Source organism: Dactylosporangium cerinum (assembly GCF_042653625.1).
In the GTDB taxonomy this organism is placed as follows: domain Bacteria; phylum Actinomycetota; class Actinomycetes; order Mycobacteriales; family Micromonosporaceae; genus Dactylosporangium; species Dactylosporangium cerinum.
The window spans coordinates 125,360-140,451 of the sequence record NZ_JBHSIU010000009.1 but is presented as its reverse complement, the minus strand read 5'-3'; the positions used below and the strand labels follow the sequence as shown (position 1 = coordinate 140,451).

The following is a 15,092-nucleotide window of genomic DNA, read 5'->3' as shown; positions in this document are numbered from 1 at the left end:
GCCCGGGCGGGAAACGCCCTGCCTGGATGGGCTTGAATGGGTGGCGTGGACGACGGGTTCAGCGAGCGGTCCGGCCTGGACGACGCGTTCGGCGTGGACCGCGGGCAACTGTCCGGCGTGGACGACGCGTTCAGCGCGCACCGCGGGCAACTGTTCGGCGTGGCGTACCGGATGCTCGGCAGCCGTGCCGACGCGGAGGACGTGGTGCAGGACGCGTGGCTGCGCTACGCCGGGGCGGACACCTCCGACGTCGCCGACCTGCGGGCCTGGCTGATCACCGTCACCGGGCGGCTCTGCCTCGACCACCTGCGGGCCGCGAAGATCCGCCGGGAGGCGTACGTCGGGCCGTGGCTACCCGCCCCGCTGGTCGAGCGGCTCCCCGACCCGGCGCAGGTGGACCCGGGCGAGCGGGTGTCGTTCCGCGACAGCGTCAGCACCGCGCTGCTGCTCGTCCTGGACGCGCTGACCCCCGAGCAGCGGGTCGCCTTCGTGCTGCACGACGTCTTCGCCGTGCCGTTCGCGGAGGTCGCGGCGACCCTCGGCACCACGGTCGAGAACGCCCGCCAGCTGGCGTCCCGCGCCCGCCGGGCGGTCGCCGACGGGGAGCACCGGCACACCACCGACCGGGCCCGGCAGGAGCAGGTCCTCGCCGCCTTCACCGCGGCCGCGGCCGGTGGCGACCTCGACGCGTTGCTCAGGATCCTCGCCCCGGACGTGGTCGCCATCGGCGACGGCGGCGGTGTCGCGTCCGCGGCCCGGCACCCGATCGTCGGGGCCCTCGCGGTGGCGCGTTTCCTGCTCGGCCTCTACCGGCGGGCGTTGCGGCACGGGCACAGCGTGCAGCCCGCGCTCGTCAACGGCGACCTCGGCCTGGTCGTGCGCATGCCGGACACCGGCGAAACGGCGATCGCCAGCCTCGCGATCTCTCCCGCCGGACTCATCACCGGCATCTACAACCAGCTGAACCCGGCGAAGGTGCCACCACTGTCACTGGACGAGCTCTAGCCATTCGAGGTACTTCTGGCCGAACGGCTCGATCCGCTGCGTGACAGCGCCGAAGAGCCAGTCGGCGCTGGCCTGTGCCTCGGCGATGACGTCGGCCGGGTAGGAGTACTTCACCTGGTGCGCGGCGAACTCGTCCTCGTCGAGCAGCTCGATCGCGCCCGTCCGCCGCCGCCGCACGTCCAGATCCAGGTCGATCATCGTGACCTCGGTCTCATCGACCCAGTGCGGCACGGTCGTGATGTCGCAGTAGATCTCGGTGCGGTGCGGCGCGGCGTTGAAACACGCCGTCCACCACGCCTGCCGCGGGAAGAGCAGCACGTGCGGCGCCTCGACCGGGCCGGTGCGCCGCGGACCCCGGTGCACGACCGTGCCGCTGTCCGCGCCGACCCAGATGCCGTGGTCGTCCTCGCCGAGCAGCCTGGTCTCGTAGTTCCAGTGCAGCGATCCGTCGAACTTCCGGTAGACCACTTTTGGCATGCGCTCACAGTACTGATCGTGTTCCCGGTGGCGGGATTCTGTCGTACGGAGGCGGTAGCTTCTTGGCGTGACTGCCACACTTCCCACCTCGAAACTGCTGTCCGCCGCCGTCGGCGCGGTGCCCGGCGGCATGGAGCGCCCCGGCCAGCAGCAGATGGCCGACGCGATCGCCGACGCGGCGAAGCGGGAGGAGCACCTGCTCGTGCAGGCCGGCACCGGCACCGGCAAGTCACTGGCCTATCTGGTGCCGTCGCTGCTCGTCGACGGCCCCGTGGTCGTGTCCACGGCCACCCTTGCGCTGCAGTCCCAGCTCGTCGACCACGACCTGCCCAGGCTGGCCGACGCGGTCGAGCCGCTGCTGAAGCGCCGCCCGACCTTCGCCGTGCTCAAGGGCCGGCACCACTATGTCTGCCTGGCCCGCCTCGAAGGCACCTCCGTCGAGGAGCCCGACGACGCCCTCTTCGACGTCGGCGAGGCCAAGCCGACCCGCTGGCTCGGCGAGGCCGGCCGGCTCGGCAAGCACATCGAGCGCCTCCGCGACTGGGCGATGGAGACCGACACCGGCGACCGCGACGAGCTCGACCCGGGCGTCGACGACTCGGCGTGGAAGCTCGTCTCGATGCCCGCCCGCGAGTGCGTCGGCGCGGCCCGCTGCCCATATGGCGCGGAGTGCTTCGCCGAGGCGTCGCGGGCCCGCGCCCGTGAGGCCGACATCGTCGTCACCAACCACAGCCTCCTCGCCGTCGACATGCTCAGCGGCCGCATGATCATCCCGCCGCACAAGCTCCTCGTCGTCGACGAGGCCCACGAGCTCGCCGACCGGGTCAGCTCCGCGTCGCAGGCCGAGCTCACGCCCGAGCTGCTGGAGCGGGCCGCCCGCCGCTGCCGCCCCTATGTCGACGACGACGTCGCCGACCGTCTCATGGAGGCCGGCGACACCCTCACCGTCGCGCTCGCCGACGCCCCCGCCGGCCGGGTCACCGACGGCCTGCCCCCCGTCCTCGGCGAGGCCCTCACCCTGCTCGACGGCGGCGGCCGCAAGGCCATCGACGCCATCGGCGAGGTCAAGGCCGACGACGCCGACCCGGTCCGCAAGCAACAGGCCAAGACGATGGTCGGCGACCTCACCAAGATCGCCCAGCGGATCCTCTCCGGCTCCGAGCACGACGTCACCTGGATCGAGCGCGACGACCGCGGCCGCCGCGCGGTGGTCATCGCCCCCCTCTCCGTCGCCGGCACCCTCAACACCCACCTGTTCCACGAGCGCACCGTCGTCGCCACGTCGGCGACCCTGGCCCTCGGCGGCCAGTTCGACACCGTGGCCCGCTCCCTCGGCCTGCCCGTCACCACCCCGTCGCCCGCGCTCGCCACCGGCGCCTCACCGGCCGAGGCCGCCCGCGACGCGGTCCTGCGCGCATCAGCCGCCCGCGACGAGGCCGACCTCGCGTGGAGCTCCCTGGACGTCGGCTCCCCCTTCGACTATGCCAAGCAGGGCATCCTCTACGTCGCCGCGCACCTGCCCCGCCCACAGACCTCGGGCCTGTCCGACCCCGCAGCCAACGAGCTGGTCGAGCTCGTCCAGGCCCTGGGCGGCCGCACTCTCGGCCTCTTCTCCTCCCGCAAGGCCGCCGAACGCGCCGCCGAGGTCCTGCGCGCCCGCGCGCCCGGCATCACGATCCTCCTGCAGGGCGAGGAGTCCCTCCCCATCCTGGTCCGCAAGTTCCGCGAGGACCGCAACAGCTGCCTGCTCGGCGTCATGTCCCTCTGGCAGGGCGTCGACGTCCCCGGCGACGCCTGCCAGCTCGTCGTCATCGACCGCCTCCCGTTCCCCCGCCCCGACGAGCCCCTCGCCGCCGCCCGCTCCGCCGCCGTCGACTCCTCCGGCGGCTCAGGCTTCGCCGCGGTCAGCGTGCCGATCGCAGCGGTCCGCCTCGCCCAGGGCGTGGGCCGCCTGATCCGAGCCCGCACCGACAAGGGCGTCGTGGCCGTCCTGGACTCCCGCTTGGAAACCGCCCGCGGCTACGGCCCCTATCTACGAGCCTCACTCCCCCCGTTCTGGTACACGACCAAGCCCGACCTGGTCCGCGGTGCCCTGCGCCGCCTGGCCGACTCGTAACCGACCACCGGCGTCCCGAACGCTCCGACTGCCGGCCGCACACCACTCGGCCGCCGCCCTCTCGCGGTCCGTCAGCCCGGCGGCCGGTCGTCCGTCACCGCGTCGGCGCGTCGGCCGGCCGCTCCTCGCCGCGCGCGCCCGGCTACCCGTCGGCTGGCCGGTCGCCGCTGCGTCTGGCGCGGCCGACCAGCCCGCCGGTCAGTCGGCGCTGCGTTTGAGCGCGGCCGGTCGTTCGGCGCTGCGTATGGGCACGGCGGTCGATCGGCCGCACACCACTCGACCGCCGCCCTCTCGCGGTCCGTCAGCCCGGCGGCCGGTCGTCCGTCACCACGTCGGAGCTTCGGCCGGCCGCTCCTCGCCGCGCGCGCCCGGCTACCCGTCGGCTGGCCGGTCGCCGCTGCGTCTGACACGGCTGACCAGCCCGCCGGTCAGTCGGCGCTGCGTTTGAGCGCGGCCGGTCGTTCGGCGCTGCGTTTGGGCACGGCGGTCGATCGGTCGATCGGTCGGCGCCGCGTTTGGCGCGGCGGTCGATCGTTCGTCGCTGCGTTTGGCGCGGCGCCGGTCACCCGTAGCCACGCTGGCCCGTCGGCCGGTCATCTGGCCATCCGTCGCCATGTCGGTGCGGCGCCCTGTCATCCACCACCGCCCCAGCACAGCAATCCGTCCACCCAGCCATCCACCATCGCGTCGGTCCAGCGTCCGGTCACCCACACCACGGGCCACGTCCGCTCGGATGGTGTACGACCGGCCGGGCTGCGCCGTGCGCCCAATTCGGTGGGCGATCCTGGCCGCCGCGCTGATCCTTGTGGGGTTGGCGCCGCTGGTGGTGGCCGTCCCCGCGAGCCTGTGGCAGCTGACCCGTTGCGGGTGCTGCCACACCGTCGCTCGTCTTTCAAGTACTTCGATACATCACCCGAGTCAGGCGCGGGTGTCGCCCGCGCCTCCCGGACTGCGGGAAACCGCATCTACCTGGTTGATCGGTGGTGTTCCAGAGTCAGTTGACGCCCTCGACGGCGCTGGACCGGGCTTGGCATCACCTCGACACGGCACGGACCGGGACCGAGCTACACCACCGCACGGCCGAGAAGCGGCTGTGCGAAACCACCGAGCCCCGAGGACCGACACCCGGATCCACTCCAAGCGGATTGCCCTCACCAAGGACCGCAACCGGCAGCTGTCACAGGCTCTTGGGGGACGACCACCATCAACGGCACCGACCCCGGGCGATGACCGGCAACCGTGATCGAAGTCACGGCCAGGTCGGAGGCCATGCACCACACCAGTGGACGCGACCCCCACCACGCCTCGGTCCAGGCGGGTGGCCACTCTCCGCCGCCCCGGCACAGCGACCCGCCAGCCAGCCATCCACCACTGGGTCGGTCCAGCGCCCGGCCATGCACCACCGCGCCGGTCCAGGCGGGCGGCCATCCCTCACCATGTCGGCCAGCGGCCATCGCTCCTGCCACCCGATGCTTCCGCCGATTCAGCCGGTCGATGGTCAGCTGTGGACGGTGTCAGTCGGCGGAGATGATGACGGAGTCGGGTGGGGGTTCGTGGCGGTGTTGGACCAGGTGGCGGATGCCGGTGTTCAGGACCGCGACCAGCGGCACGGCCACCAGAGCGCCGATGATGCCGGCCAGGACCACGCCCGTTGAGATTGCCACGATCACGGCGAGCGGGTGCACGGAGACGGCGCGGCCCATGATCAGAGGCTGCAGGACGTGGCCTTCGAGTTGTTGGACGGCGATGACGCCGATGAGGACGACCAGGGCGCTGATCGGGCCCTCGTCGACGAGGGCGACCAGGACGGCCACGGCGCCGGAGACGGTGGCGCCGATGATGGGGACGAAGGCGGCCAGGAAGACCATGGTGGCCAGGGGGAACCAGAAGTCGACGTTGATGATGACCAGCAGCAGGCCGATGCCGAGGGCATCGATGAAGGCGACGAGCACGGTCGCGCGGACGTACGCCACCAGGGTGCGCCAGGCGGCCTCGCCGGCGCGGCGGACGGGGTCGCGGGCCGGGGTCGGCAGGACGCCGGTGAGGAAGAGCCAGATGCGGTGGCCGTCGCGCATGAAGAAGAACGTGACGAAGAGCACCAGGAGCAGCAGCGCGAAGAACTCGATGGTGGCGGTGGCGGTGGAGACGGCGCTGTCGGTGAGGCTGCCGCGGTTGTCGTTGAGCCAGTTCGTGGCGGCGTCGAAGGTGGCGTCGAGCTGGCTGCCGTTGAGGTGCAGGGGGCCGGTCGTGAGCCAGTCCTGGATCTGGTTGACGCCGTCGGAGGCCTTGTCGGCGAGGGCCGGGAAGCCGTCGACGAACTCGGTGATGACGAGGGTGAGGACACCCGCGACGGCGGCGAGGCCGGTGATGAGGACCAGGAACGCGGCCAGGGAGGGTGGCAGCTTCACCCGGCGGCGCAGGAAGCCCATCATGGGCGCGAGCAGGGCGGACAGCAGCAGCGCGATGCTCAACGGGATGAGGACGGTCCGGAGGCGACCGACCAGCCACAGCAGGACGGCGAGCGCGGCGACGAGGACCAGCAGGCGCCACGACCAGGCGGCCGTCAGGCGCAGGCCGCGCGGGATCTCGGCGTCGTCGCGGCTCATCGTCGAAGGATGACCGGGATCGAGGACCGGTGGCGGCTCCACCACGGGCACCTCTTCTTCGACCAGCGAGGAAGCCTCGCGTTCCAGGCGGGCCTTCTCGAGTCGTTCGTCGTATGCCCGCCGGAGGTTGGCGCGTACCTGATCGAACCGGCCCACGGAACCCCCTAGATGACGCGAGCGGAGCTTTCACCGTAGTCCGGGTCCCGCGGCGATCGCACGTACCCAGGCGGTAGCGTCGCAACCGTGACAGCCCAGCCAGCCGCCGGTTACCCGGCGGCCACCACTCCGCCCGCCGTGTCCGACGTGGACGGGGGCCTGCCGATCCGGTTGCTGCACGACCGGGTGCTCGTCCGGCTCGAAGGGGCCGAGGGCGAGCGCCGGCACGCGTCCGGCATCGTCATCCCGGCGACGGCGTCGGTGGGGCGGCGCCTGTCGTGGGCGACGGCCGTCGGGGTGGGGCCCAACGTGCGTTCGATCGTGTCCGGCGACCGGGTGCTGTTCGACCCGGAGGACCGCTCCGAGGTGGAGCTGCAGGGCCGCGACTACGTGCTGCTGCGCGAGCGTGACGTGCACGCCGTCGCGGCCCGGCGGGTCGAGCCCGACTCAACCGGTCTCTACCTGTAGGCACGAGACCGGTCAGGACACGAGACCGGTCAGGACACGAGACCGGCCGCTACCTGTAGGGGTACGGGTAGCCCGCGTACGTCGGGACAGGCGGCGGGGGTGGCGGCACGACCACCGGCACCGGCACGACCGGCGTCGGCGGGGCGTCGAGGACGCGGACCATCCCGTCGGGGAACGTGATGTGGTAGCGGCTGCCGTCCCACACCGCGAGCGGTGCCTGCGCATCGCGGCCGACGAAGACCTGGCGGTACGCGGCCAGCGAGGTGAGCAGGTGCCGCTCCTCGGCGAGGGCCTCCATCCGGCGGGACGGCGTGTTGTCCAGGCCGCGGTGCAGGCCGTCGCGGAGCAGGGCGAGCTTCGTCGCGTCGAACTGGAACGCCCGCATGGCCTTGGCGCCGGGGTCGCCGGCGACCCGGCGGGCCCACCGGCGGGCGGACAGCCGCCGGCCGAGGGTGCCCAGGGCGGCCACCTCCGGCGGGGAGAACCAGCCGGCCCGCGCGTACTCGGTCAGCATCCGTTCGGTGAGTTTGCCCTCGTTGGACCGCTGCCACAGGGCGAAGCCGACCATGCACAGGAAGATCGGCATCATGACGCCGAAGTACCCGTACAGCAGCACCCAGGGGTTTGCGGACGCGACGACCGACATGAGGTTCCACGAGCCGTGCAGCAGCATGGCGAGCAGCAGGCCGGCGATCGGGGCGAGCCACCGGACCGACTTCGTCGAGCTGCGGGACGCGATGCCGAGCCCGATGCCGGTCATCGAGGTGAACAGCGGGTGCGCGAAGCCGGTCATGAGGATGCGCACGACGAAGATGCCGACCAGGGCGACCGCGCCGCTCACCGGGCCGTCGGACTCGGCGTTGTCGGCGTAGCCCTTGATCCCCAGGTACAGGATGTTCTCGACCATCGCGAAGCCGGTCGCGGACATTCCGCAGTAGACGATGCCGTCGATCAGGCCGGAGAACGCCCGCGGCCGGCGCCAGAACAGCAGCACCGGCCCGAGCGCCTTCATGCTCTCCTCGATCAGGGGCGCCACCAGCACCGCGACGATCGACTCGGACAGCCCCAGCTTGTCGGCGAGCACCGCGCCGCTGGTGTTGACCACCAGCGCGACGGCCGTCGCCACGCAGGCGCCCCAGCCGAAGACGAAGACCAGATATCTGACGGGCTCCGGCTCGTACCGGTCCAGCCAGAGGAAACATGACACGAGCAGCGGCACCGGGATGATCGCGGCGCTGACGCCGATGACGAGGGCGGTCCAGCCGCCGCTGAACCCGAAGAACGCCAGCAACGCCACGCCACATGCCGCGATGCAGCTGCTGACGCCGATGAGGGTCCAGAGGCGGCGGCGGTCGGAGCGCTTGGCGGGCGGCGCGGCGGCCAGGGCGAGGGCCGCGGTGGGATAGCGCTGCTCGCCGGTGTTGGGCGCGGCATTCTCGGTCACGTTGGGCACGACATCCGAGGCGGCCGCGTTCCAGCCCGGCTGCCCGGACGGCACCCCCACCCCGGACGGCTGCCCGGACGGCGCCCCGGACCGGGGCGGGTCCGACGACTCGGGCTTACCGAACGTCACCTGATATCCGGGCTGGTAACCGGGCGAAACATCAGGCGACCCCGCCAGCGGCGCCGCCCATGGTGACCGCTGCGGAAACTCCCCGTCACCGGGCGGAGGCGCAGCGCGCTCGTCGTGCCGGCCGGGCTCCGATGGCGTCCCACTCGGCGGGAGTTCGGTCATGGACCAACCTTATCCGCGCTACGGTGGGCGCAGGTCATGAGTGCCAGCGCACAGCCCCGGCTTGCTGGCCGGCAACCCTCGCGTTCGCGGCGGGGTGCCCCGGGTGATGACACGGCTCGGCACGCGGTGTGCCCGGGCAAGCGCGAGCGGAGGGCTCTGCCATGTCCACGATCCTGTCCCCCGGTGACGTGAAGCTGCGCGACGGCCGCAGTGTCGACTTCGCCAATCTCGACGTCGCCGCGACCGCCCCGTGCCTGCGGGCCGTCGCCGACGCGGTCGCCGAGCTCCTGCCGTTCTACGGCAGCGTCCACCGCGGCGCCGGCGCGCTGTCGGAGCGGTGCACCCGCGAATACGAGCAGGCCAGGGAGACGGTCGCGGACTTCCTCGGCGCCCGGGACGGCGACACCGTCGTCTTCACCCGCAACACCACCGACGCGCTCAACCTCCTCGCCCGGGCACTGCCCGGGGACACGACGGTGCTCACCTTCGACGCGGAGCACCACGCCAACCTGCTGCCGTGGCGGCGCACGGTGCACCTCGACGCGCCCCGCTCGCCGCAGGAGGCCGTGGCGGCGCTGGAGCGGGCGCTCAGCCGGCAGCGCTGCGGCCTGGTGAGCGTGACCGCGGCGAGCAACGTGACCGGTGAGGTGTGGCCGGTGGCCGCCCTCGCCGAGGTGGCGCACCGCTTCGGCGCCCGGATCGCGGTCGACGCGGCGCAGCTCGCCCCGCACGCCCCGGTCGACCTGGCGGCGCTGGGCGCGGACTATGTCGCGTTCTCCGGGCACAAGGTGTACGCACCGTTCGGCGCCGGTGTCCTCGCCGGCCGCGCGGACTGGCTGGACGCCGCGGAGCCGTACCTGGCCGGCGGCGGGGCCAGCGCCAACGTGGGCAGCGACCTGGGCGTCAACTGGACGACCGGGCCGGCGAGGCACGAGGCCGGCACGCCCAACCTGCTCGGCGCGGTCGCGATCGCCACCGCCTGCCGGGCGCTCGCGGACGCCGATCACGCCCACGAGCGGGCCCTGGTCAAGCGGCTCCGGGACGGCCTGGCCGACCTGCCGCACGTCGAGGAGCTGCGCCTCTTCGACGCGGACGCGGAGCGGGTCGGGATCGTGTCGTTCGCGGTGCTCGGCGAGGAGCCCGGTGAGCTGGCCACCCGCCTCGGCCGGGACCACGGCATCGGGGTGCGGGCCGGGCTGTTCTGCGCGCACCCGCTGACTCGGCGGCTCCTCGCCGAGGCGACCGCCCGGCTCGACCCCGGGGCCACCGCGCCGGCCCACGCGGTGCGGGCCAGCTTCGGCCTGGGCACCACCGAGGAGCACATCGACCGCCTGCTCAGCGCCCTGCGACGCGCCTGAACACCACGGAAAGCTGAGCACTACGAAGAACCACGCCCCGCGACGCGGTCGAGCACCACGGAGGACGTGAGGTCGGCGACGGTCAACGTGCCCTCGCCGACCTCCTCCCAGGTCAGCGGCGCGGACACGGTCGGCAGCGCGCCCGCGCGCAGCGAGTAGGGCGCCACCGTCGTCTTGAACGCGTTGTTCTGGCTCCAGTCGATGAAGACCTTGCCGGGCCGCAGCTGCCGGGCCATCCGCGCCACGATCAGGTCGGGCCGGCGGCGGGCCAGCTCGCCGGCGACGTCCTTCACGTACGCGCTGATCTCGTCGGCCGTCTCGTCCCCGGGCAGCTCCGCCACCAGTTGCATGCCCTTGCGCCCGGAGGTCTTCGGCTGGAGGTCCAGCCCGTCGTCGGCGAGCCGGTCCCGGACCAGCTGGGCGACCTCGAAACACGCCGGGAGGCCGGCCGGCGGGCCCGGGTCGAGGTCGATGACCAGCAGGTCAGGGTTGAGCACGGTGCCGTCGGCGGAGACCCGCCACTGCGGGGTGTGCAGCTCCAGCGCGGCGAGGTTCGCCAGCCAGACCAGGGTGGCCAGCTCCTCGACCACGATGAAGTCGATGGTCTCGCGGCCACGGCTGGAGCCGGGCACCGGCAACCGGACGGTTCGCACCCAGTCGGGGGTACCGGCCGGCGCGTTCTTCTCGAAGAAGCTGTTGCCGTCGACGCCGTTCGGGTAGCGGATGCGGGTCAGCGGCCGACCGGCGAGGTGCGGCAGGAGGACCGGCGAGATGCGGGTGTAGTAGTCGATGACCTCACCCTTGGTGAAGCCGGCCTGCGGGTAGAGCACCTTGTCGAGGTTGGTCAGGTCGAGGTGCCTGCCCTCGACCTCGACGCGGATCTTGTCAGGCATCGTGCACGTCCGATGGCGTCAGGTCCGGCCGGATGCGCAGGAACCGGGGGAAGCGCAGCCGCCCGTCGCGGGTACGGTGGCTGAACTTCACCTCGACCACCAGCCGCGGCTCGACCCAGACCGCGCCGCGGGCGTCCTCGCGCGGCACGGTGCCGGCGAACGGCGACTGCGAGATCGACAGGTCCCGCAGCGCGTCGAGGAGCGCGCGTTCGGCGGCGCTGGAGATCCCGCCGCCGACCCGGCCGCGGAACGTGAGGCCGTCGGCAACGGGGACGCCGACCAGCAGGGCGCCGAGGGCGCGCTTGCCGGGCCGCCAGCCGCCGACGACGAACTCGCAGCTCTCCTCCAGTTTGACCTTCACCCAGTCCGGTGAACGCAGGCCGGGCTGGTAGTGCGAGCCGACCCGCTTGGCGACGACGCCTTCCAGCGCGTTGTCGCGGCTGGCGGTCACAGTCGCCGGCCCGTCGTCGAACGACGGCGGGATGACGGCCCGAGGCCCCAGCGACAGTCCTTCGAGCACTTCGCGGCGGATGGTGTACGACGAAGCCTGCACATCCCGGCCTGCGGCCCTCAGCACGTCGAACGCGAGATACGAGACCGGCAGCGCGACGGCCAGACGGGCCGCCCTGGCCGGCTCGCGCACGTGCATCCGCTCGGCGAGCAGCTGAAACGAGGGACGCCCGGACTCGTCCATGGTCACGACCTCGCCGTCGAGGACGGTGTCGTCGAGGCCTTCGCCGATCCTGGCGAGCTCCGGATAGGCGGCCGTCACCTCGACCCCGCTGCGCGCGTAGAGGCGGGTCGCGCCGCCGCTGATGATCGCGATCGCTCGGATACCATCCCATTTGAACTCATACGCCCAGCCCGGCCCGGACGGTAGCGGGCCGGTCGAGGCGAGCATCGGTGCCGGCGGGCCGGTCCCCATCCCCTCACGATAGTTCGCCGCCGACTTCCTCGCGTGCACCTCGATTCGATGCGATTCTGGTTGTCAGAGGTCAACACAGGTCAACACGGTGGGGAAAGGATCTCAATGCGCGCGATCTGGAAAGGCGCGGTCTCCTTCGGGCTCGTGTCGATCGCCGTCCGCCTGTACTCGGCGACGGAGGAGAAGGACATCCGCTTCCACCAGGTCCACCGCGACGACGGCGGACGGATCAAGTACAAGCGGGTCTGCTCGATCGACGGCGAGGAGGTCAGCTACGACGACATCGCCAAGGGCTACGACCTGGGCGGCGGCGAGATGGTCGTCCTCACCGACGACGACTTCGCGGATCTGCCGCTGACCACGAGCCGGGCGATCGAGGTGCTGGAGTTCGTGCCGGCCGAGCAGGTCGACCCGATCCTCTACAACAAGGCGTACTACCTGGAGCCCGACAAGACCGCCGCGAAGCCGTACGCACTGCTGCGCGACGCGCTCACCAACACGGAGCGGGTCGCGATCGTGAAGGTGGCGCTGCGGCAACGGGAGCAGCTGGCCACGCTGCGGGTCCGCGAGGACGTGCTGGTCCTCAACACGATGCTCTGGCCGGACGAGATCCGCGCGGCGAAGTTCGACATCCTCGACGAGGACGTGTCGGCGCGCCCGGCGGAGCTGGCGATGGCCGGCTCGCTGATCGAGTCGATGGCCGCCGACTTCGACCCGGCGACGTACACGGACAACTACCGCGAGGCGTTGCAGGAGGTCATCGACGCGAAGGTGGCCGGCCGGGAGGTCGTGCAGCCGGAGGAGACCGAGGAGGCGCCGGCCGCGGCGGTCGACCTGATGGCGGCGCTGCGCGCGTCGGTGGAGCGGGCCAAGGCCGCCCGTGGCGAGGCGACGCCGGCCCCGGCGAAGAAGGCGACGGCGGCGACGGCCGCGAAGAAGACCACCGCGGCGAAGGACGACAGCGACGAGGACGCGGCCGCGACGCCGATCAAGCGGGCCGCGGCGAAGAAGACCACCGCCGCTGCCGCCAAGAAGGCCACCGCGCCGGAGAAGAAGGCCACCCCTGCGAAGGCGAGGAAATCCGCCTAAACGGAAGGCGAGGAAAGTCCGCCTAGTCGGAGGTGCGGGTGAAGTAGACCGTCGACGACGCCTTGTCCAGGAGCAGCACGGTCCCGTCGACCTTGAGCCAGTGCGGGTCGGCGGGGGCGAATGGCCGCAGGTCCTCCGGCACCTCCGCCAGCTCCGCCGGCGTGGTCGCCGGCAGCGCCCCGGCCCGCTCCGCGGTGATCACGGCGAAGCCGTCCATGACGTAGTCCATCGGCCCGATCTCCGGGCAGGACCGGGCCCTGGCCTCGTGCTCCTGCCAGTGCACCTGCTGGATCGGCGCGAGCTGCGGCCACATCTGCTCGATGCGGACCTTCTGGGTGATGACGGGGCCCTTCGTCGGCTTGTTCACGTCCTCGCACCCGGCGAGGCCCGGCACCCAGTCACGCAGTGCCAGGCCCACCCCACAGACAGCGAGCACGCAGGCGAGCACCGCGCCCGCGACGAGGAGCGCGATCTTCGCCGGCCGGTTCACCCGTTGATCTGTACCACCTCGAGGCCGCCGTCCGCATAGCTGGCCCGGACGCGCTTCTTGTCGAACTTGCCGACGCTGGTCTTCGGCACCGCCTCGATGAACGACCAGCGCTCCGGCAGCTGCCACCTGGCCACCTTGTCCCCGAGGAACTCGCGCAGCTTCCCGGCGTCGGCGGTCGCGCCCTCCTTCAGCACGATCGTGGCGAGGGGACGTTCGCCCCACTTGTCATCCGGCACACCCACGACACACGCCTCCAACACGGCCGGATGCGCCATGAGCGCGTTCTCGAGGTCGACGGAGCTGATCCACTCGCCGCCGGACTTGATCACGTCCTTGGCGCGGTCGGTGAGGGTGAGGAATCCGTTGGGCGAGAGGGTGCCGACGTCGCCGGTCCTCAGCCAGCCGTCCTCGAACTTCTCCGGGTCCGGGCCGTCCTCGCCGATGTACTGCGCGGTGATCCACGGGCCCCGGACCTGCAGCTCCCCCACGGCCTTGCCGTCGTTGGGCATGACCTCGCCGGCGGGCCCGACGATGCGGCCCTCGACGCCGGCCGGGATGCGGCCCTGGGTGTAGCGGTACGCCCACGCCTCCGGCCCTTCGACGCCGACCGGCTCGCGGGCGACGGACCCCAGCGGCGACATCTCCGTCATGCCCCAGGCGTGGATGACCTCGATGCCGTGGCGCTCGGAGAACGCGTGCATCAGCGCCGGCGGGCAGGCGGACCCGCCGATCACGACCTCCTTCAGCGAGGACGTGTCGGTCGGGTTGGCGTCCAGGTACGCCAGCAGGTCGGTGAAGATCGTCGGCACGGCGCCGGCGAACGTCGGCTTCTCCGCCGCGATCATCTGGGCGAGCGGCGCGGCCTGCAGGAACCGGTCCGGCATGATCAACGATGCGCCGCTCATCAGCGCCGCGTAGGGCAGGCCCCACGCCATCGCGTGGAACATCGGCACGATGCACAGGTCACGGACCTTGGGCCCGAGACCGAAGCTCTCCGCCATGCAGACCTCCATCGAGTGGAGGTAGATGGAGCGGTGGGAGTAGGCGACGCCCTTCGGGTTGCCGGTCGTGCCGCTGGTGTAGCAGAGGGCGGCGGCGTCGTTCTCGTCCACGGCGGGCCAGTCGTAGACGTCGGACTTCCCCGCCAGCAGGGTGTCCCAGCGATGCACGTCGACGCCGTCCTTCTGCAGCTTCGACACGTCGCCGTCGCCGACGACCACGATGTGGCGGATCGTGCTCAGGTGCGGCAGGACGCCGGCGAGCAGCGGGATCAGCGTCGAGTCGACGATGACGACCCGGTCCTCGGCGTGGTTGGCGATGTAGATCAGCTGCTCGGGGAAGAGCCGCAGGTTGAGCGTGTGCAGCACGGCACCCATGCTCGGCACGGCCAGGTACGCGATCAGGTGCTCGGCGTTGTTCCACATCAGCGTGCCGACGCGCTCGTCGCCGGTGACGCCGAGGTCGTCGCGGAGGGCGTGGGCGAGACGGGCGGCCTGGCGGCCCACCTCGGCGTATGGCGTATGTCTCGCACCAGCCTCGGCGCCGGTCCAGGTGACGACCTCCGAGTCGCCGTGGACGGTGGCTCCGTGCTGCAGAATTCGGGAGATCAGCAGGGGTGTCTGCATCATCGTGCTGCGCATGCACTGCACGCTAATGTGCCGTGGCTCACAAAGGAACCCCGGGGCTACTGGTGAGTAGCTCCGGGGTTCCTGAGTGTTCCGTCGGCAGGGCCGCGCACCGAAAGATTCTTTTTTCGGATGTGCTAGTGTCGATA

At 71.9% G+C, this 15,092-nt stretch carries 13 protein-coding genes and 1 riboswitch; of the genes, 6 read left to right on the top strand and 7 right to left on the bottom strand.

Features of this window, described 5'->3' with window-relative positions; all coding sequences use genetic code 11:
* Positions 1–45 precede the first annotated feature (45 nt).
* Entirely contained in the window at positions 46–1,005 is a 960-nt protein-coding gene (sigJ, locus tag ACFPIJ_RS05765; RefSeq protein ID WP_380113554.1) for an RNA polymerase sigma factor SigJ, read from the top strand.
* On the opposite strand, the gene ACFPIJ_RS05760 is transcribed toward sigJ, so the two are convergent.
* On the bottom strand, positions 988–1,482 hold the full coding sequence (locus ACFPIJ_RS05760) for a DUF402 domain-containing protein (RefSeq protein WP_380113553.1): 495 nt from the start codon (positions 1,480–1,482) through the stop codon (positions 988–990). The genes sigJ and ACFPIJ_RS05760 overlap by 18 nt on opposite strands.
* A 130-nt stretch (positions 1,483–1,612) precedes the next feature.
* Here ACFPIJ_RS05760 and ACFPIJ_RS05755 point away from each other — a divergent pair, with 130 nt between their 5' ends.
* Positions 1,613–3,598 carry an ATP-dependent DNA helicase gene (locus ACFPIJ_RS05755; protein ID WP_380113658.1) on the top strand — a complete coding sequence of 662 codons (1,986 nt, stop codon included), beginning with the start codon at positions 1,613–1,615 and terminating at the stop codon, positions 3,596–3,598.
* A 1,514-nt stretch (positions 3,599–5,112) separates the two neighbouring features.
* Here the strand turns inward: ACFPIJ_RS05755 and ACFPIJ_RS05750 are convergent.
* Positions 5,113–6,204, bottom strand: a complete 1,092-nt coding sequence (locus ACFPIJ_RS05750; RefSeq protein WP_380113552.1) for an AI-2E family transporter — start codon at positions 6,202–6,204, stop codon at positions 5,113–5,115.
* A gap of 9 nt (positions 6,205–6,213) precedes the next feature.
* Here ACFPIJ_RS05750 and ACFPIJ_RS05745 point away from each other — a divergent pair, with 9 nt between their 5' ends.
* Both ACFPIJ_RS05745 and ACFPIJ_RS05740 read left to right on the top strand, forming a co-directional pair.
* Positions 6,214–6,372, top strand: coding sequence for a hypothetical protein (locus ACFPIJ_RS05745; protein ID WP_380113550.1), 159 nt, complete (start codon positions 6,214–6,216; stop codon positions 6,370–6,372).
* A 126-nt stretch (positions 6,373–6,498) separates the two neighbouring features.
* Positions 6,499–6,828, top strand: coding sequence for a GroES family chaperonin (locus ACFPIJ_RS05740; RefSeq protein WP_203852155.1), 330 nt, complete (start codon positions 6,499–6,501; stop codon positions 6,826–6,828).
* Positions 6,829–6,877: 49 nt separating this feature from the next.
* Here ACFPIJ_RS05740 and ACFPIJ_RS05735 read toward each other — a convergent pair whose 3' ends face one another.
* On the bottom strand, positions 6,878–8,401 hold the full coding sequence (locus tag ACFPIJ_RS05735) for a PrsW family intramembrane metalloprotease (protein ID WP_380113549.1): 1,524 nt from the start codon (positions 8,399–8,401) through the stop codon (positions 6,878–6,880).
* Positions 8,402–8,595: 194 nt separating this feature from the next.
* A riboswitch (SAM riboswitch) is annotated at positions 8,596–8,712 on the top strand.
* A gap of 12 nt (positions 8,713–8,724) precedes the next feature.
* On the opposite strand from ACFPIJ_RS05735, the gene ACFPIJ_RS05730 reads away from it, so the two are divergent.
* A complete protein-coding gene (locus ACFPIJ_RS05730; RefSeq protein WP_380113548.1) occupies positions 8,725–9,921 on the top strand; it encodes an aminotransferase class V-fold PLP-dependent enzyme in 1,197 nt (398 codons plus the stop codon).
* Between the two features lie 20 nt (positions 9,922–9,941).
* Here the strand turns inward: ACFPIJ_RS05730 and ligD (ACFPIJ_RS05725) are convergent, their stop codons facing one another.
* Both ligD (ACFPIJ_RS05725) and ligD (ACFPIJ_RS05720) read right to left on the bottom strand, forming a co-directional pair.
* Entirely contained in the window at positions 9,942–10,814 is an 873-nt protein-coding gene (gene ligD / locus ACFPIJ_RS05725) for a non-homologous end-joining DNA ligase (protein WP_380113547.1), read from the bottom strand.
* Positions 10,807–11,739, bottom strand: a complete 933-nt coding sequence (gene ligD, locus ACFPIJ_RS05720; protein ID WP_380113546.1) for a non-homologous end-joining DNA ligase — start codon at positions 11,737–11,739, stop codon at positions 10,807–10,809. Before ligD (ACFPIJ_RS05720) ends, ligD (ACFPIJ_RS05725) begins: the two co-directional genes overlap by 8 nt.
* 105 nt (positions 11,740–11,844) lie before the next feature.
* On the opposite strand from ligD (ACFPIJ_RS05720), the gene ku reads away from it, so the two are divergent.
* On the top strand, positions 11,845–12,828 hold the full coding sequence (gene ku / locus ACFPIJ_RS05715; RefSeq protein ID WP_380113545.1) for a non-homologous end joining protein Ku: 984 nt from the start codon (positions 11,845–11,847) through the stop codon (positions 12,826–12,828).
* A gap of 22 nt (positions 12,829–12,850) precedes the next feature.
* Here the strand turns inward: ku and ACFPIJ_RS05710 are convergent, their stop codons facing one another.
* Positions 12,851–13,318: a hypothetical protein gene (locus ACFPIJ_RS05710; protein ID WP_380113544.1), complete on the bottom strand. Its 468-nt coding sequence runs from the start codon at positions 13,316–13,318 to the stop codon at positions 12,851–12,853.
* Positions 13,315–14,958: a fatty acid--CoA ligase gene (locus tag ACFPIJ_RS05705; RefSeq protein WP_380113543.1), complete on the bottom strand. Its 1,644-nt coding sequence runs from the start codon at positions 14,956–14,958 to the stop codon at positions 13,315–13,317. Before ACFPIJ_RS05705 ends, ACFPIJ_RS05710 begins: the two co-directional genes overlap by 4 nt.
* Between the last annotated feature and the right edge of the window lie 134 nt (positions 14,959–15,092).

Coding starts and splice junctions, on each gene's coding strand:
- ACFPIJ_RS05760 (WP_380113553.1), bottom strand. CDS start 1,482: ATGCCAAAAGTGGTCTACCGGAAGTTCGACGGATCGCTGCACTGGAAC.
- ACFPIJ_RS05755 (WP_380113658.1), top strand. CDS start 1,613: ATGGAGCGCCCCGGCCAGCAGCAGATGGCCGACGCGATCGCCGACGCG.
- ACFPIJ_RS05750 (WP_380113552.1), bottom strand. CDS start 6,204: ATGAGCCGCGACGACGCCGAGATCCCGCGCGGCCTGCGCCTGACGGCC.
- ACFPIJ_RS05745 (WP_380113550.1), top strand. CDS start 6,214: ATGACCGGGATCGAGGACCGGTGGCGGCTCCACCACGGGCACCTCTTC.
- ACFPIJ_RS05730 (WP_380113548.1), top strand. CDS start 8,725: ATGTCCACGATCCTGTCCCCCGGTGACGTGAAGCTGCGCGACGGCCGC.
- ligD (WP_380113547.1), bottom strand. CDS start 10,814: ATGCCTGACAAGATCCGCGTCGAGGTCGAGGGCAGGCACCTCGACCTG.
- ligD (WP_380113546.1), bottom strand. CDS start 11,739: ATGGGGACCGGCCCGCCGGCACCGATGCTCGCCTCGACCGGCCCGCTA.
- ku (WP_380113545.1), top strand. CDS start 11,845: ATGCGCGCGATCTGGAAAGGCGCGGTCTCCTTCGGGCTCGTGTCGATC.
- ACFPIJ_RS05705 (WP_380113543.1), bottom strand. CDS start 14,958: ATGCGCAGCACGATGATGCAGACACCCCTGCTGATCTCCCGAATTCTG.